This window comes from Bradyrhizobium sp. WSM4873 (genome assembly GCF_055811355.1).
This window is the reverse complement of record NZ_JBVVPS010000045.1, coordinates 1-26,918: the sequence shown is the minus strand read 5'-3', so window position 1 is coordinate 26,918 and position 26,918 is coordinate 1. Positions and strand designations below refer to the sequence as shown.

At 58.7% G+C, this 26,918-nt stretch carries 17 protein-coding genes and 4 pseudogenes; 10 read left to right on the top strand and 11 right to left on the bottom strand.

Going from position 1 to position 26,918, the window contains the following annotated elements; translation table 11 throughout:
• Positions 1-144 precede the first annotated feature (144 nt).
• Positions 145-1,643 (bottom strand): annotated as a pseudogene (locus AC0L21_RS34380) (CoA-acylating methylmalonate-semialdehyde dehydrogenase).
• Between the two features lie 105 nt (positions 1,644-1,748).
• On the opposite strand from AC0L21_RS34380, the gene AC0L21_RS34375 reads away from it, so the two are divergent.
• Positions 1,749-2,636 carry a LysR family transcriptional regulator gene (locus tag AC0L21_RS34375; protein WP_473266156.1) on the top strand — a complete coding sequence of 296 codons (888 nt, stop codon included), beginning with the start codon at positions 1,749-1,751 and terminating at the stop codon, positions 2,634-2,636.
• A gap of 376 nt (positions 2,637-3,012) precedes the next feature.
• Here AC0L21_RS34375 and AC0L21_RS34370 read toward each other — a convergent pair whose 3' ends face one another.
• The 6 genes from AC0L21_RS34370 to AC0L21_RS34345 form a co-directional block, all read right to left on the bottom strand.
• Positions 3,013-4,755, bottom strand: coding sequence for a gamma-glutamyltransferase family protein (locus AC0L21_RS34370; RefSeq protein WP_473266154.1), 1,743 nt, complete (start codon positions 4,753-4,755; stop codon positions 3,013-3,015).
• Positions 4,752-5,003 (bottom strand): bile acid:sodium symporter, encoded by a 252-nt coding sequence (locus AC0L21_RS34365; protein ID WP_473266152.1) that lies wholly within the window; start codon positions 5,001-5,003, stop codon positions 4,752-4,754. The genes AC0L21_RS34370 and AC0L21_RS34365 overlap by 4 nt, the downstream gene beginning before the upstream one ends.
• Entirely contained in the window at positions 5,000-5,476 is a 477-nt protein-coding gene (locus tag AC0L21_RS34360) for a GAF domain-containing protein (protein ID WP_473266149.1), read from the bottom strand. Before AC0L21_RS34360 ends, AC0L21_RS34365 begins: the two co-directional genes overlap by 4 nt.
• A gap of 943 nt (positions 5,477-6,419) precedes the next feature.
• The gene (locus tag AC0L21_RS34355; RefSeq protein ID WP_473266147.1) at positions 6,420-8,075 is read right to left on the bottom strand and encodes an amidohydrolase; all 1,656 of its coding nucleotides are present in this window, start codon (positions 8,073-8,075) and stop codon (positions 6,420-6,422) included.
• Positions 8,076-8,103: 28 nt separating this feature from the next.
• Positions 8,104-9,129 (bottom strand): CobW family GTP-binding protein, encoded by a 1,026-nt coding sequence (locus AC0L21_RS34350; RefSeq protein ID WP_473266145.1) that lies wholly within the window; start codon positions 9,127-9,129, stop codon positions 8,104-8,106.
• Between the two features lie 708 nt (positions 9,130-9,837).
• Positions 9,838-10,458, bottom strand: coding sequence for a helix-turn-helix domain-containing protein (locus AC0L21_RS34345; RefSeq protein WP_473266143.1), 621 nt, complete (start codon positions 10,456-10,458; stop codon positions 9,838-9,840).
• 246 nt (positions 10,459-10,704) lie between these two features.
• Between AC0L21_RS34345 and AC0L21_RS34340 the strand changes: the two genes are divergently transcribed.
• The 9 genes and pseudogenes from AC0L21_RS34340 to AC0L21_RS34300 form a co-directional block, all read left to right on the top strand.
• Entirely contained in the window at positions 10,705-13,191 is a 2,487-nt protein-coding gene (locus AC0L21_RS34340; RefSeq protein ID WP_354133204.1) for a GcvT family protein, read from the top strand.
• 84 nt (positions 13,192-13,275) lie between these two features.
• A complete protein-coding gene (purU, locus tag AC0L21_RS34335) occupies positions 13,276-14,130 on the top strand; it encodes a formyltetrahydrofolate deformylase (RefSeq protein ID WP_473266185.1) in 855 nt (284 codons plus the stop codon).
• A 25-nt stretch (positions 14,131-14,155) separates the two neighbouring features.
• Positions 14,156-15,046, top strand: coding sequence for a bifunctional methylenetetrahydrofolate dehydrogenase/methenyltetrahydrofolate cyclohydrolase FolD (gene folD, locus AC0L21_RS34330; RefSeq protein ID WP_377789769.1), 891 nt, complete (start codon positions 14,156-14,158; stop codon positions 15,044-15,046).
• 689 nt (positions 15,047-15,735) lie between these two features.
• Positions 15,736-16,376: pseudogene (locus tag AC0L21_RS34325) on the top strand (3-methyl-2-oxobutanoate hydroxymethyltransferase); the annotation flags it as partial.
• 531 nt (positions 16,377-16,907) lie between these two features.
• The gene (locus tag AC0L21_RS34320; protein ID WP_473266140.1) at positions 16,908-17,927 is read left to right on the top strand and encodes a D-2-hydroxyacid dehydrogenase; all 1,020 of its coding nucleotides are present in this window, start codon (positions 16,908-16,910) and stop codon (positions 17,925-17,927) included.
• Between the two features lie 546 nt (positions 17,928-18,473).
• Positions 18,474-18,965 carry a GNAT family N-acetyltransferase gene (locus tag AC0L21_RS34315; RefSeq protein ID WP_473266138.1) on the top strand — a complete coding sequence of 164 codons (492 nt, stop codon included), beginning with the start codon at positions 18,474-18,476 and terminating at the stop codon, positions 18,963-18,965.
• 400 nt (positions 18,966-19,365) lie between these two features.
• Positions 19,366-20,394, top strand: a complete 1,029-nt coding sequence (locus AC0L21_RS34310; protein WP_473266136.1) for a cysteine synthase family protein — start codon at positions 19,366-19,368, stop codon at positions 20,392-20,394.
• 155 nt (positions 20,395-20,549) lie between these two features.
• Positions 20,550-21,295: pseudogene (locus AC0L21_RS34305) on the top strand (site-specific integrase); the annotation flags it as partial.
• 199 nt (positions 21,296-21,494) lie between these two features.
• Positions 21,495-22,217: pseudogene (locus AC0L21_RS34300) on the top strand (transposase family protein); the annotation flags it as partial.
• An 82-nt stretch (positions 22,218-22,299) separates the two neighbouring features.
• Here AC0L21_RS34300 and AC0L21_RS34295 read toward each other — a convergent pair.
• The 4 genes from AC0L21_RS34295 to AC0L21_RS34280 form a co-directional block, all read right to left on the bottom strand.
• Positions 22,300-23,205, bottom strand: coding sequence for an NAD(P)H-dependent flavin oxidoreductase (locus tag AC0L21_RS34295; protein ID WP_473266135.1), 906 nt, complete (start codon positions 23,203-23,205; stop codon positions 22,300-22,302).
• Between the two features lie 1,320 nt (positions 23,206-24,525).
• The gene (locus AC0L21_RS34290) at positions 24,526-25,209 is read right to left on the bottom strand and encodes a hypothetical protein (protein ID WP_473266134.1); all 684 of its coding nucleotides are present in this window, start codon (positions 25,207-25,209) and stop codon (positions 24,526-24,528) included.
• Positions 25,206-25,451, bottom strand: coding sequence for a hypothetical protein (locus AC0L21_RS34285; RefSeq protein WP_473266132.1), 246 nt, complete (start codon positions 25,449-25,451; stop codon positions 25,206-25,208). Before AC0L21_RS34285 ends, AC0L21_RS34290 begins: the two co-directional genes overlap by 4 nt.
• A gap of 967 nt (positions 25,452-26,418) precedes the next feature.
• A complete protein-coding gene (locus AC0L21_RS34280; RefSeq protein ID WP_445818640.1) occupies positions 26,419-26,682 on the bottom strand; it encodes a hypothetical protein in 264 nt (87 codons plus the stop codon).
• Between the last annotated feature and the right edge of the window lie 236 nt (positions 26,683-26,918).

Genomic DNA, 26,918 nt, shown 5'->3' with positions numbered 1-26,918 from the left:
GAACGCATAGTGCACGAAGCCCTTGTCGATATGCTGAGGCGTTCCCGAGACCGACCATCGCGGCTCCAACGCTCGGACATTGCATCGCGAAGCCGCGACCCGCTGAGCCCGTTAGCGAAGATCGATGATCCGTGCACTTCGCCGTCAACTCATCGTCGGCATGACGAACTCAGCTCCAGAGCGAATGCCAGTAGGCCACCGTGTCGTGATCGTCTTTAATTTAGTGTAGAACCGTATCCCCTCGGGTCCATGCATGTTGTGATCACCAAACAGGGACGCCTTCCACCCGCCGAATGAGTGGAATGCCATCGGAACCGGGATCGGTACGTTGATGCCAATCATCCCGACTTGAATTTGATGCGCAAATTCGCGCGCGGCATCTCCGTCCCTCGTGAAGATGGCGGTGCCGTTGCCGAACTCGTGCGCGTTGATCATCTCGGCGGCCTCATCGTATGATTTGGCGCGTGCGATGGCGAGCACCGGTCCGAAGATCTCCTCCTTGTAGATCTTCATATCGGTCGTGACGTAGTCGAACAGCGTCCCGCCGATGAAATATCCCTTCTCGTAACCCTGGCGCCGGAAGTCCCGCCCATCGACAATCAGGTTTGCTCCCTCGTCTACACCAATATCGATATAGCCGCGAACCTTGTCGAGATGCTGTTTGGTCACAAGCGGCCCCATCTCGGCATCGGGATCCGCTCCCGGGCCGATCTTCAGAGCGCGAACCTTGGGCGCAAGTTTTTCGATCAGCCGGTCGGCGGTCGTGTCTCCGATCGGGACCGCGACCGAAATCGCCATGCAACGCTCGCCCGCGGCGCCGTAGGCGGCGCCCATCAGCGCGTCAACCGCCTGATCCATGTCGGCGTCCGGCATGATGATCATGTGGTTCTTGGCGCCGCCAAGCGCCTGACAGCGCTTTCCGTTTCGAGTGGCCATTTCGTGGATGTAGCGGGCAATCGGAGTGGACCCGACAAAGCTCACGGCCACTATGTTGGCGTCGGACAAGATGGCGTCGACCGCTTCCTTGTCTCCATGAACGACGTTGAAGACGCCATCGGGCAATCCGGCCTCCTTCAGCCACTTCGCCAGTATGAGCGAGGCGGACGGATCGCGTTCGGACGGCTTGAGAATGAAAGTGTTGCCGCACGCGAGGGCGACCGGAAACATCCACATCGGTACCATCGCCGGAAAATTGAATGGTGTAATCCCGGCAACAACGCCGAGCGGTTGACGTAGAGAGTAACTTCGACGCGAGCTCCGACGTTCTCGGTCACCTTTCCCTTGAGAAGATGAGGTGCGCCGGTGGCAAACTCCACGACTTCCATGCCGCGCTGAATCTCCCCTTTTGCGTCCGACAGCACTTTGCCGTGCTCGCCCGTAATTACTTGGGCGAGTTCGTCGATCCGATCCTCTAGAATTCGCAAGAAGCGATTGAGAATTCGGGCGCGGCGCAACGGAGGGGTGCTCGCCCAGGCCGGAAACGCCTTTCGTGCCGCCGTCGCCGCCGCACGGACGTCTTGGACCGAAGCCAATCCAAGCGTCCCCGACTGTTCGCCCGTGGCGGGATTGTATATGGCCACGGTACGGGTGCCGCGGCTTAACACCAGCTCGCCATTGATGAAATTCGGAATCTTTGTCGGCATTGAGCATTTCCCTGCAAACAGAGCTTGATCACCGTTGGTATGCAGCGCATACAATCGTGCATCAACAAGCGAATGTGCGGCTCCGTTGTGCAGAAACTGTAGTCGATGGACTGGGAACGGGTTCGGATATTTCTTGAGGTCGCGCGAGCAGGACAAATCCTGAAGGCCTCGAAGAGTCTTCGATTGCATCATGCGACGGTAGCGCGGCAGCTTAGTGCCCTTGAGCGAAGCTTGAACGCCAAGCTGCTCGAACGACATACGTCCGGGTGCATTCTGACCGCGGCGGGCGAGGCGTTGGTCGCGGCAGCGGAGCGCGCGGAGAGCGAATTTCTCAGGGTAGGCTCCAGAATCGGCGCTACCAGCCAAGCACTCGCAGGTACCGTACGCGTCGGTGCGCCCGACGGTCTTGGCAACTATTTCCTTGCAGATCGGCTCGGCATGCTCGCCGCGAAACATTCGAGGCTCGTTGTTCAATTGGTGCCGTTACCACGCACATTTTCGCTGTCGCGGCGAGAGGCCGACATCGTTATTACGTTGGATCGCCCCAAACAGGGGCGACTAATCCTGTCGAAGCTGACCGACTACACACTCACCGTCTATGCGGCGGAGCAATATCTTGGGCGCGAGGGCCTGATCACGGGCCAGGATGAACTCGCCGGCCGTTTGTTCGTGACGCATGTCGAGGACATGACTTACAGCCGCGCCTTGGATTATGCTTCCGTTCTCGGTCGCCTCATGTCACGTCGATACGAATGCGGTAGCGTGGTCGCGCAAATGGAAGCGGTTCGCGCCGGGCATGGCATAGGAATCCTCCACGACTATGCTGCGCAACGTTATCCGGAACTAAAGCGCTTGCTGCCCGAGGTCCGGTTCGTGCGCAACTATTGGATCACCTCTCATCCCGATACACACCAAACACGCCGGGTCCAAGAGGTGCATCGGTTCATCTCCGGATCCGTGAAGGCCGAGAGGGCCTCGTTCGTATCGGACTGAATGGCCGGACGCAGAGGCGATGAATCGACCGGGTAGTCCAGATTGGCACCCGCTTATCGGACGAGGCGGCGTCAGATGGCAATCAAAGCACAAGGATTCAGGTGCATCGGCTCGGTGCGGACGGCCCGAATCGAGAGAGATTTGTGATCACGAGGAATCTCGCGAAACAATCTGGCACATAAACGGGTACTGGTCCAACGGGCGTGCTTGGAAAGAGCCGCCTCAACAGTCTCTTTTGCACCGCTCGGGACAAACAGCAGTACACTCTTACGCGGCCAACGGATTGGCCGGAGCTAGCTGAACCTCGCCGCCCGCTACTTGAACGAGCTACCTATTGTCCGCTTCATCGGATGTGACAATAACACCCTTGATCCGCCTATCGGCCAAGCGCATAGGCCGGGCGACGGGGATCCGCGGCGGCTTCGAGCGTTCCCTCAGCCCGTTGGCGGGCGACGCATACCGCACCCGCGCGCCACGCCCAGTCCGGCCAGACCGCAACATCGTGACCCAGCATCCGGAGATCGGAAATCTGTTGCGGGCCTAGGCGTTCTTCAATGTTGAGGCGGCCCGGATGCGCAGCGTGCGGTTCGAACGAGTCTGGGAAACTGTAGCTCGCGAACCGAGCCGCCTCGACCGCGGCTTGCGGCTGCATTCCGAAGACTTCCAGGTTCAGCCAGACCTGGAGCAGGGCCTGGAGTTGCACATCGCCGCCCGGAGTGCCCATGGCGGTGAAGGCGCCATCCGCCGCTCGGGCAAGGAAAGGCGCGGGTGTCAGGCGCGGCCGCTTGCCGGGCGCGACGCCTGAAGGATGCCGCGGGTCGGCCCACGACTGGCTGCCCCTCGAAGACGGGCACAGCCCGGTTCCAGTGACCACCGGTGTGTCGTACGAAACGTCGCTGGGAGTGGCGGAGAACACGTTGCCCCGACGGTCGATAACCGCGAGGTAGGAGGTGTCGAGCGCGGCGAGCTTGTTGGCCGCGAGGACCCCGCCGTCGATACTCGCACCGCCGCCCAGGCCAGCCGGTGGCATGTCGGGCCAGGCCCGGCGCGGGTCGATGAGCTCCCGCCGGCCGGCGGCGTACGCCGGGTCGAGCAGCAAGCCCAAAGGAACATCCGTGAAGCGCGGGTCGCCGAAGTAGCGATGCCGGTCGGCGAAGGCCAGCTTGATGGTCTCGACCAGGGTGTGAACGTAGGCGCTGCTGTTGTGGCCCAGACTAGCCAGGTCGACGCCCGCCAGCATTGTCAGCATCTGCAGCAGCGCCGGGCCTTGGCACCAGGGGCCGCAGGCGTACATCGTCGATCCACGGAACTTGGCGCTGACCGCCGGCTCTATGCCGACCTGGAAGTCCGCCAGATCCTCCATCGACAGCAAGCCGCCATTCTCCTCGTGGAAAGCCACGATCGTTCGCGCGATGTCGCCCCGATAGAAGGCGTCTCGAGCGGCCTTCAGGCCTTCGACACGGCTCCGGCCTCGCGCCGCCGTCTCGCAGTCGGCCATGTACTGCAGAGTGCGGCCAAGATCGGACTGGACGAACAGATCACCGACCTCGGGCGGACGTCCCTCCGGCAGATAGATCGCCGCGGAGCTGGGCCATCTCGCATAGCTGTCGGCGTAGGTCTGCAGCAGCTCCGCCATCAGCGGATACATGACGAAACCATCACGTGCGAAACCGATGGCGCTTTGCGCCACCTCCGAGAACCTCATGGTGCCGTAGCGAGCCAGAGCCGTGATCCAGGCGTCCGGCGCGGCTGGAACGACAGTCCGTAGGACCCCCTCCGGGATCGTGCCGCCGTGCCCGCGCATGAAAAAATCTGGATCGAGGGCGCGAGGCCAGCAGCCCAAGCCGCTGATGGTGATTACGTCGTCGCGTTCGGCCAGGTAGAGAATGATCGGCGCGACGCCGGCGACGTTAACAAGCTCGCTCTGCACGACGCTCAACACAAGGCCCGCGGCCACGCCAGCGTCGGTCGCGTTGCCGCCACTTTCGAGGATCTGCAGCGCGGACTGCGCCGCGAGATAGTGGCCCGCGGAGACGACGTGGCTCGTCCCGGCAATGGTCGGACGCATCGAGGCCAGGCGGTGGGCCGTGCCCAGCCCCGACAGGGAATCGATACTCATGGCGCGACCTCGCCTTTGATTGTCGCCTCGCGAGCCGCGTGGCGCCGAGCCAGCTCGGCACGGACGGCGAGCGGGATCTTGTGGAGGACCACGAGCGGCAGGATCACCTTGCCGACCGCCGCGGATGGAAAGAGCGCGCCTGCTATCGGCGCGCCGGGCGACAGGCTCTTCTTGGAGCCGCAGAGAGCCGCCAGAATGCCGCCTGTGAACGAGTCGGATCTCGGGAGGGTGGTGACGAGCGTGGTCATGCGGCGAGCAGCAGTGGGGTCAGCAAATAGGCGAGCGGCTTGGTGACCGCCTCGTCGCCGGGGCGATAGCGGCCGGGTTCGTGCAGAAGGTTCAGGGCGCCCAGGCAGCGTCCGTCAAACAGGATCGGCGTATTGATTACCGAGCCCAGCCCGAGACCCGCCAGTTTCGCATGGTCATCGAAGGCCGATTCAAGGTTGTGCGGCTGGCTTCCGATGAACACCTCGCCTCGCACTAGTACATGCTCGGTCCAGGGCAGGCCGCGCTTCGACTTCCTCCCTCCTACGGGATAAGCCTCGGCGTCGCTGCTGTAGAGGCGCTCGAGCTCCACGGTCGCGGCGTGCAGACGCATCACGGTCAGCAGCCGATGGCCCAGTACACGTTGGGCGATCTCGTCGACGACCGGCAGAATCGCCGCTTTCAGGCCAGTCCTCGCCGCCTCGGCGACCCGCGCCAGGTCGTCGCCGCCGATCACAGGAGTACCACGCGCAAAAGGGCCTCGATTGGCGTGGGCGGCGGCGAGACCGTGTTCATCTCGTGCGTCATCATCGCGAACTTCTGCGCCATGCCTCAGTTTCTCCCTCCCGAATTCCTGACGTTCGCTCTAAGGACGTCCGGCCACGCCGGAAATCCATCGTTGGCCCGCTCTCCACGGCTCGCGCTGGCATAGCGAACCCGCGGACAAGGCAAGATACATTCGGGCCGCAGGGTTTTTGGGCGAAGTTCATCCATCAGCGCTGGATTGCAGCCGCCCCGCCGCGCCTGGCGCTGGAATTGATCGACAGCGGGGTTGCCACACCTGGGTAGGGAAGCTGAGGCGCGAAGGCGCCTTGACGCGACCGATTGCGTTGCCTTGATGGGTGCAGGGCACCGCGCGTGCGAATGCTGGAGATGGCAATCGGCGGAAGAGCCGATCCGACGATGCTGTGGCGGCGAACTCCGCAATGGAATCTTCAGATTTGGCAAAGCACGGACGCGATTGCCGCCTCATCGGCGGCCTCATCCGGCAGAAAATATCGGAAACTCCGACGGAGTTCTCACGCGTCGGGGCTGAACCACAAGGAAGATCGGTGCAGAACAACCTGTCGGCGCAGAATAGCCGGAGTTGCGGACCTGCGACTCTTCGACCGCCTTCAAACTGGTTCGCGGGGTCTTTGGCGCATGCGGCTAGTCGGCGACGGCGCCCCGGCCGCGCCAACGCCGCATCGTGGTCTCGCCGACCGCGAGCTCGGCCGCCAACCCAGCGACCGACCTCTTACCGCCCTTGGTGGAGCCTCGCGTGTTCGGCGTCGTCGCGGCATGGCATGCATGCTCAGCTCCATCACACGAGGACTCGCAGTTAACGACGAGATGAGGCAATGGCGCCCACGGAGTCCCCGCGAAGCGGACATGCATTCTTGAGACTTGCGTCGCCCGCGCTATGCCGCTTCGCGTCCGGTCGTCGCTTCATGGGCCGAGCACTCCCAAATTCGTTCTCCCTCGACATACGTGCCGAGGACCTTGAGATCGAGCACGTGCTCGGGATCGACGGTACGTGGGTTCTTATCGAGGAGCACGAAATCTGCATATTTGCCGACCTCAATGCTCCCGATTTCGTTGTGCTTTCTGAGGTGGAAGGCGGCGTCGATTGTCACGGAGCGGAGGGCCGAGTCGATGTCCATGATCTGATCCGGACCAATGACGTTTCCGGCCCGGCTTCGACGAGTTGTCGCTAGATGTAGGCAAAGAAGCGCATGCGGCCAAGTCATTGGTGGATCGCAGTGGAGCGAACTCCGCATCCCCTTTCGGACTGCGCTCCCGGCTGGCACAAACTTTGCGGCCGCTTCCGGTCCAAGGAGCGCGTCGCGGAGTGCTTCGCCCCAATAATACAGGTAAGGCAAGAAGAAGCTGCAGACGACGCCCAGCTTGTTGCAGCGGTCTATTTGGTCTTCGCGCAACGTTCCGCAATGCTCGAGCCGAAATGGACGCTTTGCTTCGGGAAAGTCTTTGAGCGCCACCTCGTACGCATCCAGAACCGCGTCGATCGTGCGATCGCCATGCGTATGGACCGACATTTGATGCCCGCGGGCCGCGTAAGCCCTGATTATTCGCTTCAGCTCTTCGGGCTTGTAGTTCATATGGCCGACGCTATCGCGCGGAAGACCCATGCTCGTAAGGGTGATTTCGTTGTTGAGGTATGGCTTCGTCAACCAGACGTTCCCCATGAGGACGGACCCATCACCCCACATCTTGATGCCAGTCATGGCAAACCGATCGTTTCCTCCCTCAAAGGGAATCGTCTCGATTCCTCCGGGAACGGCTCTCTGATAGCAAAAGACCCGAATGGGCATTTGCTCGCGCTCCAGAGTCTTCTTGTAGAAGACACTGGTCATTGGCGTCAGTCCCATTTCCGAGCTGGTTGTATATCCAGACTTTGAGAACTTCCACAGCCAATCCCGTAACGAGTCGATCCCTCGCTGCTCGCCACAGATCGCGTAGAAACTCTCGACGATATAGTCGCGCGAGCGCTCCTCAAATTTCCATGGTTCACCATTCTCGTCGTAACGAACATGCCCCCCAGGAACGACCGGAGTTGCTCGTGTAATTTTAAGCGCCTTAAGGGCCGCGGTATTAAGAAATATTCCGTGCATGTTCGACACCTGCACGGCGATCGGAATCGTGGGTGAAAGTTCGTCGAGCTCTGCTTTGCTAGGCTCTTTGGCGCCCACGTGGAGCTGGGCGTCAAGGCCGAGGAACCAAAGGAAATCTCCTTCCTTTGCCTTGCTAACTCTTCTTCTGATCTTGGCGAGTGCCGCCTCGTAGGTAGGCGTGTGCACTGATCGAATATCCACCACCGGATCGCCCCAACAAAGAGCGCTGAGCAGAGGATGGCCATGTGCTTCGACGAAGCCAGGCAGCATCGTGCGCCCATCGAGATCGACCATGGTGGTTTCGGAATTACGGTAGCTGCTTACGGCTTCCCAAGGTCCAACGGCCAGTATTTTTCCATTAGATATCGCGACCGCTTCAACTTGCATCTGGTCGCGATCCATCGTGACGATCGGGCCGCCGTGAAAAATCGTGTCTGCACCCATCTGTGCTCCTCCTGCCTGATTCCAGGCGTCAAGCGCTGTTGATCTGCCGTTCAAAGATTTCGGTGAGTCTGCCGGTTGGCAGTTCGCCGCGCATTCCTATGAAAACGAGCTCGCTTCTCTGATCGCCCGAGGATGAAAGGCGTAGATCGACTGTCGAGCGCTTGCCGATCAGCTGGAAAACGCCGCTCTGATTCGCCAAATCCGAGAATCGAACGATACCCTTTGCGCGCAGGATCGACGCAGGAAGAGCCTTTACGATCGCAGCGAAGTTGGCTTGGCTGCCGACATTTCCTGACCAGGACCAGCTCTCAAACGTGCCGGAGTGATCGCGAGTCATGTAGGTCCCGCTACAGTCGGCACAGGCTCGATTGCGGCATGGACTTTCGGCTTGGTCACAGCGAAACGTCGTCTTACGAGCCGAACGAAGCTGGTGGCGCGCCTCAACATCGGGATCAGAGAGCAACATGAACGCCGGAAGGACGGCATTGCGCGTTTTTATAATTCTCATCATCGGCAACGCGCCGCGGAGTGTCGCGATAACTTCGTCGACGGCTCCTGGCGTCACCAGGTCGGTCTTGTTGAGCAACACGTAGTCAGCGACCGCGGCCTGATCGATCGCCAACTCAGTGTTTTCGAAGTTGAGCCTCGGAAAATTCTCGACGTCGAGAACGCAAATCGTACGATCAACCTTCAGTCGGCGGGATACCGCCGGCTGCATAAATGCATCGGCGATAGCCATCGGATTCGACACGCCACTCGTCTCGAGCAAAATTCCGTCAAACCCCGGCTCGGAAGACGCGATAGACAGAATTGAACTTAAGAGATCATCCTTGATGCTGCAGCAAACACATCCATTTGTGAGAGAAATGATGGAGTCGCTCTGCGATGAAACGAGCTTCACATCGATATTGAGCGCGGCAAAATCGTTGACGAGAACAGCCAGCCGCTGCCGGGTGTGCTGCAGTATGTTGTTCAGAAGAGTCGTCTTGCCAGCACCCAAAAAGCCGGACACGATCGTAACCGGTAATTGTTGCTCCTGGGCGAAAAGCAACATCGCGGCATATCCTCGGAGCCTGCGGCAACGGTTACGCTCCGTCGCCCACCACACTTTGCTGTGCGAAGTGCGCGTGGCTAGGTGAGCACTGGAATTCGCAATGACAAGACTACCGTCTGAATAAATAGTCTCAACAATTCTGTCAACGTGAATATTCAGGAAGTAATTTCATGATGTGATGCTTGGTAGCCCCGAAAACATGCGGGCGCTGCTTTGGACCCAAAACAACAAAAGCAATGGCGAGGGGCTCGTCACCAACTGCGAACTGGTTGAGATGACACGGGGGCATGCCTCGGACTGTGCCAAACAATTACGAGGGCCCGGCACTCGTCGCGATCACAAGCAGAGCATCGCCATCGCTAACCGAAAGAGCGCGCCAGAAGGGGAGGCTCGCTGCGCGCGCGAGTCTACACTTCAATTGGCATGGGGTTCTTCACGGTGCCGATCGCAAGCCGTTCGACGTATTGATTTCTGTTGCGGCCGGCTCCTAGCTATTTATCGTGCGATCCGGTCTCTCGGGAATGGATCCACGATCGTTGCACCACCACCGTCCCAAGGACGCCAAGTGATTAAGTCATGACGAGCCATCGGTACGCCGTTTCTCTTGCTCGATTAGTACACGCCCGCGGGTTTTCAATCACTTTGCATATCGTGCATTCGGTCTAAGCGACCTTTTGATGAGTCTCGCTTTCGAAACGCTGAGCCTTGCTAGTAGTGCGGTGGAGTGATCACCCACACGACTTTAGCAGGCACCGTCCCAGGGTTCGCGCAGCGATGTTGCGAAGTGCTGCTAAAGGAGAAGCTGTCTCCTTCCTCGAGCTGAAACAGCTTGCCGTCGACCCACAGGTCCAGTTGCCCCGCGACTAGCACCCCCGCCTCATCGCCGTCATGGCTGTATTCCCCGCTGTCGGCGCCCGGCTCAATTGTACTCATGAGCAGTTCTAGCGGGCCGGCGAGATTGGGAGAGAGAAGCTCCTCGACGATCCCGAGGCCGGTGAAGGTTAATCGGCGGCGGTGCGCCTTGCGAACGACGACGTCCCGTTCGTCGGCCGTCGCCTGCATATTGCCGTTGAAGAACCAGTTCATGTGCACGCCGAGAACGTCGCTCAGCTTTTTTAATACCCCGATCGGCAGCTTCGATTGGTTTCGTTCGAGCTGACTCAAGTAGCCGACCGAAATGTCGGCGGCTTGAGCAAGCTGGGCCAGTGTCAGCTTCTTGAGCTTGCGTAACTCGCGAATCTGTCCTCCGACGGCGGCCTCCAGATCCAAGTCACCTTTCGCTTCAGAGGCCGCCCATTCATCAGCTGCGCGTATCGATCTAGTCGCCATCGTCTCTGGTCCTCAAGCGGGGCGCGTTGCTGTCAGGACAAGCCGCCCCTGCAGCCTCGTCAAGCAAGCCGCTTTCTGACGTCAATCGCGGCTCAATCGCTGGAACGCGAGCAATACGGCCGCCTGAACGGCGCTGATTCTTTATAAGGGACGATTTGGAAAAAAACACCCGCAAGTATGAAATTAATATTCACATTTGTGAAAAACTGATACAGGATTTCACGAATGGTCGTTGGAGCTTTAGGTATGACGGATCTTCCAAAGTCGGCTCAGGTCGTCATTGTTGGCGGCGGTATCATGGGTTGCAGTCTGGCCTACCATCTGACTCTTCGCGGTTGGACCGATGTCGTGCTGCTTGAACGTAAGCAACTCACCTCCGGAACGACATGGCATGCGGCCGGTTTGGTGGGTCAGCTCGGGGCAACCCACAATCTGACGCGGTTGGCCCAATATACGACCGAACTCTATGGGCAGCTCGAACGAGAGTCGGGTCAAAACACTGGCTACCGCCAGATCGGGTCACTGGCAATTGCGACACATCAGGAGCGCTTCGAGGAGTTGAAGCGCGGAGCGTCAATGGCTCGTTGTTTTGGGTTGGAGGTAAACGTCCTCACGGCGAAGGAGGCGGGCGATCTTTGGCCGTCAATGGCAACCGAAGATCTTGTGGGTGCGGTTCATCTTCCCAAGGATGGGCAGACCAATCCGGTGGACACGACGCACGCGCTCGCGAGGGGCGCCAAGCTTCGTGGGGCGAAGATATTTGAGGGCACCGCTGTAACCGAGATCGTGATCGAAAATGGTCGCGCGGTCGGTGTTCGCACGAAGGACGGCGAAATCGCCGCCGAATTTGTGGTCAATTGCGCGGGCATGTGGGCGCGGGACCTCGGTGCAAGCGCGGGTACGACCATCCCGCTTCACGCGGCCGAGCACTTCTATATTGTCACCGAGCCGCTGCCCGAGATCAAAAGGCATCTTCCCGTGTTGCGTGATGCCGATGCTTGCACCTATTTTAAGGAAGATGCCGGCAAGCTGCTGGTCGGCTGGTTCGAACCCGTTGCGAAGCCTTGGGGGATGGAGGGGATACCCGAGAGTTTCGAGTTCGATACGCTGCCGGATGATCTCAATCACATCGAGCCGCTGCTTGAGGGGGCGATCCGTCGCGTTCCGATGCTGGCGAAGACGGGAATCCAGTTGTTCTTCAACGGACCGGAGAGTTTTACCCCGGACGATCGCTATATGCTTGGCGAGACGCCGGAGGTACGAAATCTGTTCGTGGCGGCGGGCTTCAATTCCATTGGTATACGTTCTGCGGGTGGAGCAGGCAAGGTGCTTGCCGATTGGATCGTCGATGGTCACCCGCCGATGGACCTGTGGGACGTCGATATACGACGCGTGATGCCGTTCCAATCGAACCGTCGCTATCTCCGCGATCGAACGGTCGAGTCGCTCGGCTTGCTGTACGCAATGCACTGGCCGTTCCGGCAGCCGGAGACAGCGAGAGGTGTCCGACGTTCCGCACTCCACGATCGCTTGCTCTCGCGGGGGGCCTGCTTCGGTGAGGTCGCGGGCTTCGAACGACCCAATTGGTATGCGCCAAAGGGGCACGAAGCCAAGTACGAATATAGCTTCGGGCGGCAAAATTGGTTCGACTATTCCGCCGAGGAGCATCTCGCGGTGCGCGAGAGCGTCGGGCTATTCGATCAATCGTCCTTCGCCAAACTCGTGTTCGAGGGCGAGGACGCCGAGCACATTCTCAATAGGATCTGTGCGAATAACGTCTCGGTTCCGGTCGGGCGCATCGTATACACTCAGTGGCTCAATGAGCGTGGTGGCATCGAGGCGGATCTGACGATCACCCGCGAAAGCGAAAAGCGCTTCCTCATCGTAACCGCCGTCGCCACGCAGGTCAGGGACTTGGCCTGGTTGAACCGCAACATTCCGGAAGGTGCCCGGGCGGTGGCCGTCGACGTTAGTTCGGCTTACTCGGTCCTCGGTGTGATGGGTCCGAAGTCCAGGAGTTTGTTGAGCAAGCTGACGGATGCCGATCTGTCGAACGGTGCATTTCCATTCGCGACCTCGAAGGTCATCGATCTTGGTTATGCCAAGGTGCGGGCAAGCCGCATTACCTATGTCGGCGAACTGGGATGGGAATTGTACGTTCCGACCGAGTTCGTCCAGGGCGTATTCGACGTTCTTCTGGAAGAGGGTGCTTCATTCGACATGCGCCTCGCCGGCTATCACGCGATGAATTCATTGCGAATGGAGAAGGGGTACCGGCACTGGGGACACGACATCACGGACGAAGATACCCCGCTGGAGGCCGGGCTCGGCTTCGCCGTCGCTTGGTCGAAGCCGCAAGGATTTATTGGGCGCGATGCCTTGCTGCGTCAGAAGGAAGCCGGGCCCAAGCGCAAGATGGTCCACATTGCTCTAGAGGATCCCGCGCCGCTGCTCTACCACAATGAACCAATTTGGCACGATGGTCGGCTCGTAGGACGCGTGACGTCCGGCATGTACGGTCACAGCATCGGAGCCTCTCTTGGTCTGGGCTATGTCGAGAACCCCGACGGCGGAGGAGTCGATGCGGCTTATTTGCAGGGCGGCAAATTGGAGGTCGAGGTCGCAGGCGTGCGTGTGCCCGCCCGTGCTTCGCTACGCGCGTTCTATGATCCCGCCAACAATCGGGTGAAGGACGTCGAAGGTGCTGGGGCCCTGTCTGCGTCGGCTTCCTGATCGGTAAGTGTCATGTCTAAAATTAGCATCATATCCACCAGCCCCTTTGCACAGAGTTCGCCTGTCCCGGGATTGAAGGAACAAATCAATCGGCCCGACTTTGTCTTGACATTCTCCTGTCCGGAGCGGATCGGCATTGTTCACGCTGTCTCTGGCTTCCTCACGAGCCATGGATGCAATATCCGAGACAGCGCTCAATTCTCCGATCGCAGCGTCGGAAAACTGTTCATGCGCATTTCATTCGACGCGCTGGATAAAATCGCAATCTCACGCTTGCAGTCGGAGTTTTCCGAAGTCGGAAAGTCATTTGACATGACGTGGCAATTGCATGATTCCAGTTCGAAGCCACGGGTCATGATTATGGTCTCCCGCGCCGGACACTGCCTAAACGACCTTCTGTTTAAATATTCCACGGGAATGCTCGATCTCGAAATTCCGTTGATCGTTTCAAATCATAAGGACTTCTATCGCCTCGCCGCGTCCTACGACATTCCTTTCCATCATCTGCCGATCACTGCCGACACAAAGCTCGTCCAGGAAGCAAAGCTAATGGAGCGGGTCGAGCAGGAACGCATCGATTTGATTGTCTTGGCCCGATACATGCAGATTTTGTCGGATGGGCTCTGTCAGAAGATGTCCGGACGGGTCATCAATATCCATCACTCGTTCCTGCCGAGCTTCAAGGGAGCGCGTCCGTATCATCAAGCCCAGTTAAGGGGTGTCAAGTTGATCGGCGCGACAGCCCACTATGTCACCGCGGACCTGGATGAGGGGCCGATCATCGAGCAAGACGTCTTACGCGTTGATCATTCCCTCACGCCCGAGGAACTCTCGGCGGTCGGACGAGATGTGGAGGCCGCAGTATTGACGCGAGCCGTCAAGTTTCACGCCGAGAACCGGGTCCTGTTGAACGGCGATCGCACGGTGGTCTTTCGATGAGCATCACGATACGGGCAAACGGGAGATGAGCGCAGTGCTGATCAACGGCGTTAACGCTGCGAGGCAGCTTCACGACGAGTTGTGCAGTGCCGTCGAAACTCTCGTGGAACGGGGGGCGACCCCTGGTCTTGCCGTTGTGCTCGTTGGCGATGATCCTGCAAGCTCGGTTTACGTTCGCAACAAGGTGCGCAGGTCGGTCGAAGCGGGATTGCGATCGTTCCATCACGAGCTGCCCGCCTCAACCAGTGAAAGTGATCTCCTGGCGTTGATCAAGCGCCTGAACGCGGCCGAAGACGTTGACGGCATTCTCGTTCAACTGCCGCTACCCCCTCACATTGATGCCCAGAAAGTGACTGCCGCCATCGATCCGGCAAAGGACGTGGACGGTTTCCATCCTATCAATGTCGGCAACCTGTCGCTCGGCGCACCCGCTTTGGTCGCATGCACGCCACTCGGATGTATGCTTTTGATCAAGGGCGTCCGTAAGGATCTTGCCGGGCTTTCCGCAGTCGTCGTCGGCCGTTCAAACATAGTCGGGAAGCCGCTGGCACAACTCCTGTTACGAGAAAACTGTACGGTTACCATAGCGCACTCCAGGACCAAGGATCTTCCTTTGGTGTGTTGTGGTGCGGACATTCTGGTTGCCGCGGCCGGACGGGCAGGGTTCATTCGTGGCGATTGGATCAAACCCGGTGCAATCGTCATCGACGTCGGCATCAATCGCATTGAACGCGACGGCAAGCAGCAATTGGTCGGCGATGTGGATTTCGAAGGTGCGCGCAGCGTCGCCGGCGCGCTGACACCAGTTCCGGGCGGAGTGGGTCCGATGACCATCGCGTGCCTGCTCAGGAATACGATCGAGGCCGCCTGCCGCCGCCGCGGTATTTCTTCGCCGCTTGCCAATGGCGCTGACTAATCGCCGCAGCGCAAGCGCTTGCCCCTCCAATACTGATCGAACACAACTTCCGGCGAGGTGCTGAAGTTGGATTAGCTGGAGAGCTGACGCTCCGTCCCGGCCGCGGAGCCGTTCTCGTTGCGCGCTCTACTTCTACCAAGTGGCGGCTAACGGGGAACCGAGGTCTATGAAGCTTATTGCGAACGAGGCGGACGATGGCTTGAAAGCCAGCAGCAACGTCGGGCGGTCAGCAAGCCAAGACGTGCCACCAGGTTTGATACCGGCCTCTTCGCTCGCGGTTTGAATGGATGCGTACCACCTCGGCGATCGGTTCGCAGGTGAGGAACGCGAAGATGTCGGCGGTGATTTCGCCTTGCTACCAACCCGGCTCGCGCTATTTTGTCGTTAATGGTGCGATTGGACGCACATCAGCTATACGCCAGATCATCCTGTGCGGTTTGAACACCTGAAGTCGAAGGCCCTCGTCTTTAACCCCGACGACCGGATCGTCGATGTGTCGACCTGTTCGGTGAATCGCGACGGAGCCGGGCGCTATCACTTAAGCGATAGTGGGAGATGCGGGCGAGCCGAACCCATGCCGCTTCGCACCGCCAGTGCAGACTAAACTAGAATCCGGATGTCAGGATGCGTGCGATGAGTCACATATCCGAATCACATATCCGAATAGCCGGCCACTCAGGTGACCATTCCTGCTGACGCGTTGGAAAGCGGAAGGCCCTCTGCTTGATGACGACCACTTATGACGCGGCGACGGCTCACATCGCTGATCCGGTGGTCGAGATGATGCTCGTCGTCCGACAGCGTCGGCAATGTCTGCCCTCGGTTTCGATAATACGTTGCCAATCAGTATGGCGGTGATGAACCACCACGTGGAAGCGGTCGCTCGTACCAAGCCGCGCGCGTTGCTCGTCGCCGATATGCGCTTTCTCAGCTTTCACCTCGGCATTGAGGACACGATCCGTCATGCCAGTTCTGCAGCGGGGCGCGGCTGCCGTGAAGCTCAAGGCAGGGCGCAAGCGGATCGAAATGGTGCGTTTCCAGGTCGATTGCGAGATCCCAGTGATGGGCCATCTCGGCCTCGCCCCGCAAAGCGTCAACGCCATAGCGGGTCAAGGTGCAGGGCCGCAGGGCGGATGATGTCTTGCGCCTGCTCGAGGACGTCTTTCGCCTGCAGGAATCAGGTTGTTTCTCGTTGGTCTTGGAAAGCGCGGCGCGGGCAACCGAGTCATTAACAATCCTACCCATCGGAATCGGCGCGGGTCCTAGCTGCTCGCTGCAGATACTAGTGTTTGACGACCTTCCCGGCCTGACTGAGGGGCATCGGCCGAAGCTGCAAGCAATCGAAGACCAATCGAGGGGCAGGAAGTTTGTCTGCGTCTCGCCGATTTCGTGACGAGCTTCCCCGACCGCTTGCGCTCGTCCGTCGGCGCGCTCGTTTTAATCGAACGCCGACGCGTGCTGCGCCTTGTGAAGGAAGCCCGACAGGATCATCATCCGCCACTCCATTCCCTCCCATCCACCGTCCGAAAGGCGATCATCATGATGTGTTGTTAGGCTGAACGATGCTCCGCGTTGACCCAGCATAGGGAAATATTTCAGGGGCTTGTACTGCTGACTATCCCGCGGCAAGGCCGAAGTGTGAGCAAATTCTGTGGAATCAATGCAAGGACGCAGAATTTCGGACAGTGGCGGCGCCCCATCAAAGAATTTCCAATTTTAATTTCGCTAAATTCCGCGGGTCTGGAACGGCATTTGCTGACGCGAGTCCCAGGCGCTTCGCCGAGCCCACGAAGGCGCACATACCTTCGGCCCTATGCATCGGTTTGTGCAGATCTTCGCTCCGATTCACCAGGAGGGTGTCTTGGCCGAACAAGAATTGGTGTCGAGACATCCGCCAACGCATAGCCATGAAGGTAACATGACGATTGAAAGCCCCCCCTTCACCATTGTCATCAACCACCCTGAGGCCGAAGCTTATGCGCGAGTGTTGGGTGAACGTTTTCCGCAAGTCCGAGTCATTGTGGCGCCGGATTCTGATCGGCTAGAGCGATACATAGGTGAGGCGCACGCGTTGCTTGCTTATCAATTCCCAGTCGAATTGTTCGACCGGGCAACGAAACTGCGTTGGTTCCAATCCCTTAGCGCGGGTGTTGATTCCATGTTACCGATCCGTGACAGAGCGGACGACATAATCGTGACCAATGCTCGTGGGATGCATGGCGGCTTAATTGCGGATTACGTCATGGGCGGCGTGACGATGCTGAATTGGGATTTTCGCAAACTTCTGAGCGAGCAGGCGGACCGCAAATGGAACTTTCGATCGGTAACGCCACTGGCCGACAAAACGCTTGGCGTTGTCGGGTTGGGTTCGATCGGGACGACGATCGCTCGGCGCGCGAAGAGCGCGGGGATGACTGTTTTGGGTGCGAAGCGGGATATTTCAGTCCCGGTCGAAGGTATCGACCGGTTGTTCGGCTCCGATGAGCTGAAGGGTTTACTGCCGCTCTGCGATTTCGTGGTTCTGTCCGTGCCAGCTACGCCGGAGACAGCCGGTCTTATCGGTGCCGACGAGATCGCATGTATGCGACGTGATGCATTCTTGATCAACATCGCCCGGGGCAGCGTCGTCGTGGAGTCCGAATTGATTGGCGCCCTACAGGCGGGCACACTCGCAGGCGCGATGCTCGACGTGTTCGAGCGCGAGCCGCTGCCGCAGGATAGCCCGCTGTGGGGCATGGCAAACGTGATTGTAACGCCACATATTTCAGGAATCGTCACAGACTATGTGGAGCGAGCGTTTGAAATTGTTGCAGACAACATCGAACGCTACCTTAAAGGACTGCCGCTGAAGAATTTGGTTGATCTGCGACGAGGCTATTGAGCGCTTGACGCGAGCACCGCGAAGATGCGCGACTGCTTGTCCTAAAGGCGGCAAGCTTTGCTGGCCCGGTGAGGTTCGCACAATGCCGGCTTTCTGGTCGTGAAACGGGAGCGCCTGAACGGTAGCCTGATAGTTGAGTAGTCACAGTTGGGAGATCACACTAATGCCAAGCCCGCTGCATGACTGAATGTTGACGGCACGGGCAGAACTAGACCTGGCGCGTCGGAATTGAACCCGAGAGTGGGCGACAAGCTCTCACCCAGCGAGGCACGAGGGGTACCGCATCGTGGAAATGGCAGACAATTGTCTGTTAGGTTTGTCGAGTCCGCGACATATGCTCTCAGCGCCTCGCCTCTTCCCGCCATGATGTAAGCCTTTGAAATTAATACTATAAATGGACATTCATTGGACTGCGTCAATTGGCACGAGTTTTGAGAGCCTGCCGTCAGAACCCAACGAGCTACAACGATAATCATGTCTCGAGCGAGATATCATTCTCTCCCTTTTCGCCAAAGGGCAAAACGGCGGCTGATACGGAGACTTAGTATGCGCGCGGCGCTGAAAAGCTTGTCTCGTTTTGATTACGCGGTGGTGGCCCATCTAAAGATAGAGCCAGAGCAAGAAGACTTTGTGGACTCACTGGAGTTGGTCTTCTCCGAACTTCAAAATAACTCATGGGCTGGCCTTGCGCACGCCTTCTCAATCGTCGCCAGCGATGAGATCGTCGGCTTTTTTGTTCTCCGAGAAGGGGCAGCGTTGCCTGAATGGGCCCTCCCAAACGCGATGACTTTGCACAGCCTTTGCGTGGACCGAGCATGCCAGGGCAATGGATATGGTAGGGCAGCGATCAAACTTGCCGCTCGATGGGTCGCTACAAACCGTCCATCTGTTAACAGTCTCATGCTTGGCGTCAATGTACGCAATGAGACAGCTAGAGCTGTTTACCTGAAGTCGGGGTTTCGGGATACGGGCGCGACTCACTTCGGCCCAAGCGGCCCTCAAAACATTCTTGAACGCAAGATCGGTTTGGGAGGATAAGTGTGATCATTGTGTTCCTTTTGACCCTTGTGTTGGCAAGGCATTCCAGGCACCCAAATCTCAGCGAGCCTACATTGCCGGCGCGACCGGCGGTGCCTGCTTGGATGAGGGCGTTCTCAGCAGCAGATTACGGATTTCCGCCCGCGCCGCAGCGTCGCTATGCCGTCCATCCGCGGCATCCTCGGCATCTCCTCCTCCGTGCAATGCGTGAAGGGCACGATGGAATATGCGGTGCAGCGCATCCGCGCCGAGCAAGCTACTGACTAGAACCAGCCTATCGCGGCGGCAGTTGGGTCACCTCGAAACAAAATTCCACCACTGGCCCCGGCCCGCCCGCTGTGGCGTGGAGAGCAGCACAAGGGTCGTTCCACTCATTACAAAGCAGGAGGAGAGGCACGCTATGCTGCACCAGACCATAACGCAGTTGATCGGGCGGACGCCGGTAATGTCGATTGATATTCCCAACCGGGACACCCGTTTGATGCTAAAAATCGAAAAAAACAATCCCGGCGGCTCGATGAAGGACCGCATGGCGCGAAGCATGGTTGTGGCTGCACTGAAGGATGGGCGCCTCGCTCCAGGCGGCACCATTGTTGAATCTTCTTCTGGTAATACCGGTATAGGCTTGGCTCTGTCCGCGTTGGACTTTGGCCTGCGCTTCATCGCCGTGGTCGACCACCATGCGGCACCCGACAAAGTCCGGATGATGCAGGCCCTCGGCGCCGAAATCCGCTACGTCGAAGGCGAGTTTGCTGAAAACGAAGTCGCCGTTGTCGAGAGGCAGCGCCTAGCGGCACAGCTCGCCGCAGATCTTAGCGGCGCACTGTTCATGAACCAATCTGACAATCCCGCAAATCCGGAAGGCTACGCCGCTCTCGTTGATGAGCTGATCTCTCAACTTCCCAACGGCATCGACGCGTTTGTCGGATGCGTTGGGACCGGCGGGTCAATGAGCGGTATTGCGCAACGGCTCAAGCGCTACAAAGAGACGGTGCGCACGATCGGTGTGGAGCCGGCTGGATCCATCATTTTCGGAAAACCCGCGCATGCCTATTACCAGTCCGGCACTGGCATGCCCGCGGGTGACGCGGTCGGCAAAGTCCTGGACTATGGATGCATCGATGAGGGCGTACAGGTGACCGATACTCAAGCTTTCGAGACCGCGCGTTACATCGCTAGGCGCAAAGGACTTTTAGTCGGTGGGTCTTCCGGCGGAGCTATCTACAAAGCTCTGGAATTCATCGCCGCAGGCAAGCTCACCGGTACTGTCGTAACACTGGTCGCCGATGGGGGCGAGAAATATCTGAGCACGATTTTCAACGAGGACTGGATGGCAAAGCGCAGCTTGCTCGATCCAACGATCGCCCCCCAGTTGGACCAGTGGCTCTTCGGAAAGGAGTCGTCCGTGAACAAGGCTCTAAGCGATTGAGCAGGATTCAGTTTTCGGTTGCGGTGGCATTTGAGATTGTAGGGATTGGGGGCTTGAGGCCCCCAAACCTTGCAATTTCCGTTTGTGGATTGAACGAAGCCGCTGCCGCGGTTTGAGATGACCGATTTGAGCATTTGAGCCCTCTTCGCCGCCGCATGATCGAGGACATGACACTCCGCAATCTGTCGCCGGCGACGCAGCGATCCTACATCAGCGCGGTTTCGAAGTTCAGCCGCTATTTCGGCCGATCGCCTGACCGGTTAGAGCTGGAAGACGTCCGCGCCTTCCAGGTGCATCTGGTCTCGACCGGCATCTCATGGCCAGCGCTGAACCAGATCGTCCGTGCGCTGCGGTTTTTCTACGGCGCCACGCTCGGCGAGGCGCTCATCCCGGAGCGCATCCCTATGCGCGAGAACCGCGCAAGCTGCCGGTCGTTCTCAGCGCCAACGAAGTGGTTCAGTTCCTCGAGGCTGTGTCCAGCCTGAAGAGCCGCGACGCGCTCACCACGGCCTATGCGGCCCGACTCAGGGCCTCCGAAGTCGCGGGACTGCGGATCGAAGACATCGACAGCGCCCGCGGCGTCATCCAGGTGCGCCACGGCAAGGGCGCGAAGGATCGCAACGTGATGCTGTCGCCCCAGCTGCTGGGCATCCTGCGCACCTACTGGCGGCTCGCCCGGCCGCGGCTTTATCTGTTCCCTGGTCATGACGAAGATCATCCGATCGATCAGACCGTGTTGCACGCCGCCTGTCGGTCGGCGGTGAACGCTGCGGGCCTGACCAAGCGCGTCACGCTCCACACGCTGCGCCACAGCTTAGCGACGCATCTTCTCGAGAACGGAACCGATATCCGGATCATCCAGGTCTTGCTCGGGCACAATAATTTGTCGTCGACAGCGCGCTAGACGCAGGTCGCCACCGATACGATCCGTAAAATGGACCCGCGGAGCGGGACCACCTGAGCCGGTTTGGTAGTTCGGAAGCTGACCGCTCCTGATCACTTTCTATCATGCTGCTAGAGACTCTGTCTGCTGCCGTTGCTGTGGGCATGTGGTCAACGCGTCAGCGTCCACCATGTCAACAGCCTTCGCGGTGCGCGTCCGGTATCAGCGGCAGTTGCGCATTCTGCGCAGCCGGCTCGGCCTGATCATCCGCGACACCCGCCGCAGGATCGAGGGCCAGCCGGCACTGGAGGAGGCATTCGCCCTCCCGCTTGGCCGGGCCGTGCAAATCCGCTCCCAGCAGCAGCGCCAGCGCGGCTGGAAGCTTTATTCCTTCCATGCCCCGGAGGCGGAATGCATCGGCAAAGGCAAGGCCGCCGCGCCTTACGAGTTCGGCGTGAAGGCCTCCATCGTCACCAACAGCCGCCGGGCGCCCGGTGGCCTGTTCGTACTGCACGCCAGGTCGCTGCCCGATAATCCCTACGACGGTCATACCCTGCGGGACGTCATCGACCGCACCGAGGCGCTCACCGGCTGTCCGATCGAGCGGGCCTATGTCGACAAGGGATATCGCGGCCACGACACGCAAAATCCCCGTCGCGTCTTCATTTCGGGCCAGAAGCGCGGCGTGTTCGGCGCCATCAAGCGCGAGCTCCGGCGCCGCTCCGCCATCGAGCCCATCATCGGACATCTGAAGGCCGAAGGTCACCTTGGCCGCTGCTATCTCAAAGGCCGCGCCGGCGACGCCGTTAACGTCGTGCTCTCAGCAGTCGGACACAACTTCCGCCGTATCCTCGCCTGGCTCAGAGAACTCTTGTGCCTCTTCATGATCCAGCTATCGCATACGCTTGCATCTCCAGTCCCGCTCAATTCGGCTTCTTAACGGACGACTACCTAATCTATCCAATGACAACGCGCACGGCTCGCTCCACAGCATGATGACCGAAGTAGAGAGGCCGCATTATCTATCGTATTTGCGGAATCGCATCTAGTACAGCCTCGTTGTACTGTTCGGCGATCTCTCGTATCAGTTCAGCCGCGCTAACGATCGAGCTCACCCCAGAAACGGAGTGACCTGCACTCCAGATATCAACCCAGCGCCGTGGCCCTTCGCTCGAATCGTTCCCGCCATATATCTGCGCGGCACGTGGCTGGGAGATGGTTTCGTCGAGTTTAGAAGGGTCCAGACCTGCGGCTACGATCGACGGCCTTAGCATACTAACTTCTAATCCCGTAAAGGCTTTGGTCAAGACCACGTCGTCCAGCGTACTGGCGACTAACATTTCGCGGTAGGAAGGGCTTGCCATACTCTCTCGTGTTGCGATGAAGCGAGTCCCCATGTACCCGAGATCACAGCCAAGCAAACGTGCTGCCGCAAGGGCAATTCCATCGCTTATGCCACCCGCAAGGATAATAGGACCGTCGAACGCGGCACGAACGGCCCTCACGAACGCAAACGGATTCGCCCAGCCGGTATGGCCTCCCGCTCCCGCGGTAAGCAAAACCAAGCCGTCAGCACCGGCCCGGATCGCCTTTTCAGCATGGCGGAGCGACGGAACGGCGGCGAGCACCAAACAGCCGATTTCGTGCAAGGCGTCGGTCACCAAGCTGGGCGATCCCATGCTGGTTATCACAATTTCCACCTTGTGACGAATGAGACAGGCAAGATCATCCTTTATTCGCGGGTGTCGTACGATCAAGTTTGGACAATGGGGGGCTGCCGGCCGGTCTAGCTGAGCCTGATCATGGTCGATTCGAGTTAGCCAGTTATCGAGCTTCTCAACCGATCGAGCATTCACAGTGGGGAAGGCGCCGATCGCACCAGACCGGCAGACAGTGGTCACAAGCTCCATCCCCGACACGAAGAACATCGGCGCTGCCACAAGCGGTACCACAAGTCTGGACGCGATAGCCGCCGGTAATCGACTTCGCTGGACACGTGCATTCATAGGTAACTCTCGCTCCAAACTGAGCTGCGCATTGCAAATCGGGCCAACTCGATCCGATCCATCTTTGACGTCAGCGCATTTTCAATCTGCTTTGCAGTCGACGCAATGAGCGAGTCCTTTCCGCAGTGAATGCCCTTTTATTGCGCGAAGTGTGAACACTCACAACAACCGGGACCGTAGTTGAGCAAAGGCAGGTCGCCTGAATTCTCGGGATGGCTCACAAGCGTCGGAAGCATTGAAAAGAAAATACCTCTGGTGTTGCATTCTGAGCAGGCATCTCTGATTCAGCGGCGCTTGGTAAGAGCAATGGCATGCGCCTTTGTTCAGGACGACTATCGAAAGAGAGGAGTTGACTTGCCCCGGGGAACGCTGGTCGCGAGAGTGCAGTTCGCAAGATATGAAGTAGCAGTGTGCTCAGGTGATCGCCTGAAAGCCGCAATTGAGCCGTAATATGAAGCTTGCTGTGCCCAATTGTTTTAGCGCACCTCGCGCATTTAAACCGCAACAACAGTCAAATTAATCCATCGGAAGACTCTACACATCCTGCGGCGCGACGCCGTGGAATCGGCTGAAACTTTCCAACACGAAGACTGACCGTTGCCCTTTCTCGATCCGTGCAAGTTCGCAGGCCGAAGCAAGACTATAGTGCCAAGCTCTCCTCAGAACCATGCTTGGCCTGCCGGGTCCACCTCCTGCGCGCCTCCTCTGAGCCAGAGAGCACCTTGAAGATCTGTCGCCACAAACGTTGCGGGTAGGTTGGTCGGCATGCCAACAGAACTCGCGAAACTTGCCGTGGACATTTCGAAGCTCGGGCGCCTGCCGTCTCGCAATCGCTCGGCGATGGCGGGTCGCCTCGTAGCCAACCGTGCTGCGGGATGGATCACATCCCTCTCTCCTTCTTACCTCGCCGTAGCTCATGGGATCGAGACCAGCGCGACCACTCACCAAAGTGGTTACGGTGAGACCGGTTGAGTTGCCTTGCTCATAAGGGCGACCACTACCGCGCCCTTCGCGGCATTGCGCCAGAGGCGCGGCTGCGGGGCATTGATTATTTAGCGCAGCAGGAGCCTGGGCACTAACGAATTTCGTTCTCGTTGAACGATAAAACCTACTATCTCGTTTACTATTCCACTCGCGGCCTGCATCCAACCGATCATGTCGCAGCGTTCCACTTGCGATAAGCGGCGTTTTGCGCGATCCGGTCAGCGAGAAGAGCGTCCAGTGATTGTCGCGGCGGCAGTGTCACCGCGTTTCTGTCTGAGCATTGACCGACCTCATTAAATCCTCGCCGGTTTTCCAAAAAAGCCAATCGTCGTCCACAATACCCTCTGCCACCAGACGTAGTATTGAACCACCCGGTTCACATTGGGATGCGTCGTAGACGCGCTTCTCGACGGACCACCGCCCGGCAAGATAGCAGGTAAAATCGGGAGCCCACATCGCAAGAGAAACGCCCCGCATGATTCCGGCCGTGATATTGACCATACCCTGTCCCCTAAAATCTTTGCGCACCCAAAGATCGCCGTGATAGGCAACCTTTCCAGTGATCTGCCGCGCAATTGGGGCTTTGCAAATACAACGATCACCGGGATGTGCATGCTTGCTTGGCTGAGCGTAGAAAAAATTCAAGTTCTCAAGATGTTCGGCAAGATTGCTGTTCGATAGGTCATATAGTCTCGCAGCTTCGACGAGAACGACCTCCTTATTCTCGTTAGCGCCTACGACCCAATAACCGTCGCCGGGTCTAATGGGGGACCGATCGGGGCGAAAATTTGGGTATGTCCGCCCCTTTGTCGGGATGCCGCTCGTTATAGAGACGTACTCATCAAAATCGAACCCTATCGAAAGCTTGACGCCTTTCTGAATAGCGGCAGTGTCATACACTTGGAGGAAGCGCGAAATTTGAAGCGGATTGGGCCGTTTCATTTTGCACCTTGTCTTCCTGTTACCGCGAGCGGTAAAGCGGTGCTAGGATGGTTGTTGTGGCCGTAGTTCAGTGCTCCGGCACCAGAGAAGAAATCAATGACCTTTCGGCCATCTTCGGTTAGCATAATAGAGCCGCGAGCGCGGCTGAAAATGGCAGGAAACGAACGTGAGTATGAGCGAACATTGGACTCGAGGATTTCGAAACGTTCCATTTTGCGCGACTGGTCGAGTGCGTTAGCCATGGTTGCCTCCTCGGCAGCTGGTTCGACGAACAAGCACGTTATCTTCAGACGCAGCCGCCCTATAACGGGCGGCTCGTCACGGGCCACGTCTTTCCCCATGTGGGTCTCATCTCCGCTAGTTAGCTGAGAAGCCCGTCACGGCGAACCTACTAAGAGTGGTAGTACTCTTGCGTTTGCTTAATATGGCGAGCACGATTTGGACCTGCGCGGTGCGCCATATTGCGGAATAAACGAACCTACGCCAGGACGTATCTTCGCGCTGGAGCGCCTTGTTGGCGAAGAAGGTGCCGGTGAACGTTGCATCTCAACCGGGGAGGGTCATAACCCATGGTGGCTTTCACAGCCGAGCCCGCCCGAACGCAAACAGCAGCCGAAACTATCTCTCTATTAGGCAGTCGCACCGCTCAGCTGGGAAGAGTAAGCTAGGCCTATTCACGCAGTCCGACCTCGGGGGCCTTAGAGAGCGCGGCCGTCAGTGGCTATTCGGTCCCCGCGCGCCGCTGTAAGGATGCGGCTTGAGCCACCATCCTTGCTGCGAGGCGGCAGCGTCTCAATCTCTGGTGACGGCGCGATCGCGCAGATCCCTTCACATGTCTCAATTGAAGCGCGGAGGGTGTACAGCCCTTGAGCTGACAGCTTTGCCTATTTCAGTGCCAGCTTAATTCTGAATAGTAAGCGTAGCTCTGCGGCCCTCTTGAGCGAGGGTTGACGTCTATTTGAGCCGCGTGGCGCGTTCCAGCGGCCGTGAGGAACCTTCGCTTGAAGTCTGTGTCCGCGCGGCGCCCATCCCCGCAGGGGCACCATGTCGGTCCTGGTACATGCCTCGTCGATGAAGACCAGCCCCTCAGTTTCGACGCGATCTTGGTACTTTGTCCACTGCGCTCGCCGCCTCGCGACCTTGGGTCGATCGCGTTCGCCACCCGCCCACGCCTTTTTTGTAGCTGAGCTTCTCGGCATGCACGAAGTCTCAGACCGAGTGGTAATCGACCTTCAGGCCGCGACGGGCGAGCTCGGCAACGAGACCGCGGATGGTGAAATCGCGGTCCCTGATCCGCTGCGATAACCACACAGCGTGGTCTCCCGAAACCGCGTTCTTGTGACCGCCCATGTGGCCAGGCTCAACGCTGCCGGTCTCATCGACACGCTGCATCCAGCCGATGGCGGTGATGATCGCCGCCAAACTGCTTGGCCGCCTGGTTGCGGACATCCCGCCCTCGATCGCAGTGGCCAAACGTCCGCTCTAAGCTCGATCCGGTTGGATTATCAAGCCCTCTCCTACCGTGCCGTCTTCGGCGCGAGGACGCTGTTTGCAGATATTCGAAAGCGGCAGCCTGGCACCTTGGCTGAAAATCACAGCGCAATCGCACGAACATTCACGTTGGTGGGATCCTGGGCGGATTCAAACGGTCGTCGCAACACCAGTTACTTTCACTCATAACAGAAGATCGTCAAGCGCCTCCGCCGGCG

Coding starts and splice junctions, on each gene's coding strand:
- AC0L21_RS34285 (WP_473266132.1), bottom strand. CDS start 25,451: ATGGCTAACGCACTCGACCAGTCGCGCAAAATGGAACGTTTCGAAATC.
- AC0L21_RS34340 (WP_354133204.1), top strand. CDS start 10,705: ATGACGGATCTTCCAAAGTCGGCTCAGGTCGTCATTGTTGGCGGCGGT.
- AC0L21_RS34365 (WP_473266152.1), bottom strand. CDS start 5,003: ATGACCACGCTCGTCACCACCCTCCCGAGATCCGACTCGTTCACAGGC.
- AC0L21_RS34310 (WP_473266136.1), top strand. CDS start 19,366: ATGCTGCACCAGACCATAACGCAGTTGATCGGGCGGACGCCGGTAATG.
- AC0L21_RS34375 (WP_473266156.1), top strand. CDS start 1,749: ATGGACTGGGAACGGGTTCGGATATTTCTTGAGGTCGCGCGAGCAGGA.
- AC0L21_RS34370 (WP_473266154.1), bottom strand. CDS start 4,755: ATGAGTATCGATTCCCTGTCGGGGCTGGGCACGGCCCACCGCCTGGCC.
- AC0L21_RS34350 (WP_473266145.1), bottom strand. CDS start 9,129: ATGTTGCTTTTCGCCCAGGAGCAACAATTACCGGTTACGATCGTGTCC.
- AC0L21_RS34345 (WP_473266143.1), bottom strand. CDS start 10,458: ATGGCGACTAGATCGATACGCGCAGCTGATGAATGGGCGGCCTCTGAA.
- AC0L21_RS34295 (WP_473266135.1), bottom strand. CDS start 23,205: ATGTTCTTCGTGTCGGGGATGGAGCTTGTGACCACTGTCTGCCGGTCT.
- AC0L21_RS34355 (WP_473266147.1), bottom strand. CDS start 8,075: ATGGGTGCAGACACGATTTTTCACGGCGGCCCGATCGTCACGATGGAT.
- folD (WP_377789769.1), top strand. CDS start 14,156: ATGAGCGCAGTGCTGATCAACGGCGTTAACGCTGCGAGGCAGCTTCAC.
- AC0L21_RS34290 (WP_473266134.1), bottom strand. CDS start 25,209: ATGAAACGGCCCAATCCGCTTCAAATTTCGCGCTTCCTCCAAGTGTAT.
- AC0L21_RS34315 (WP_473266138.1), top strand. CDS start 18,474: ATGCGCGCGGCGCTGAAAAGCTTGTCTCGTTTTGATTACGCGGTGGTG.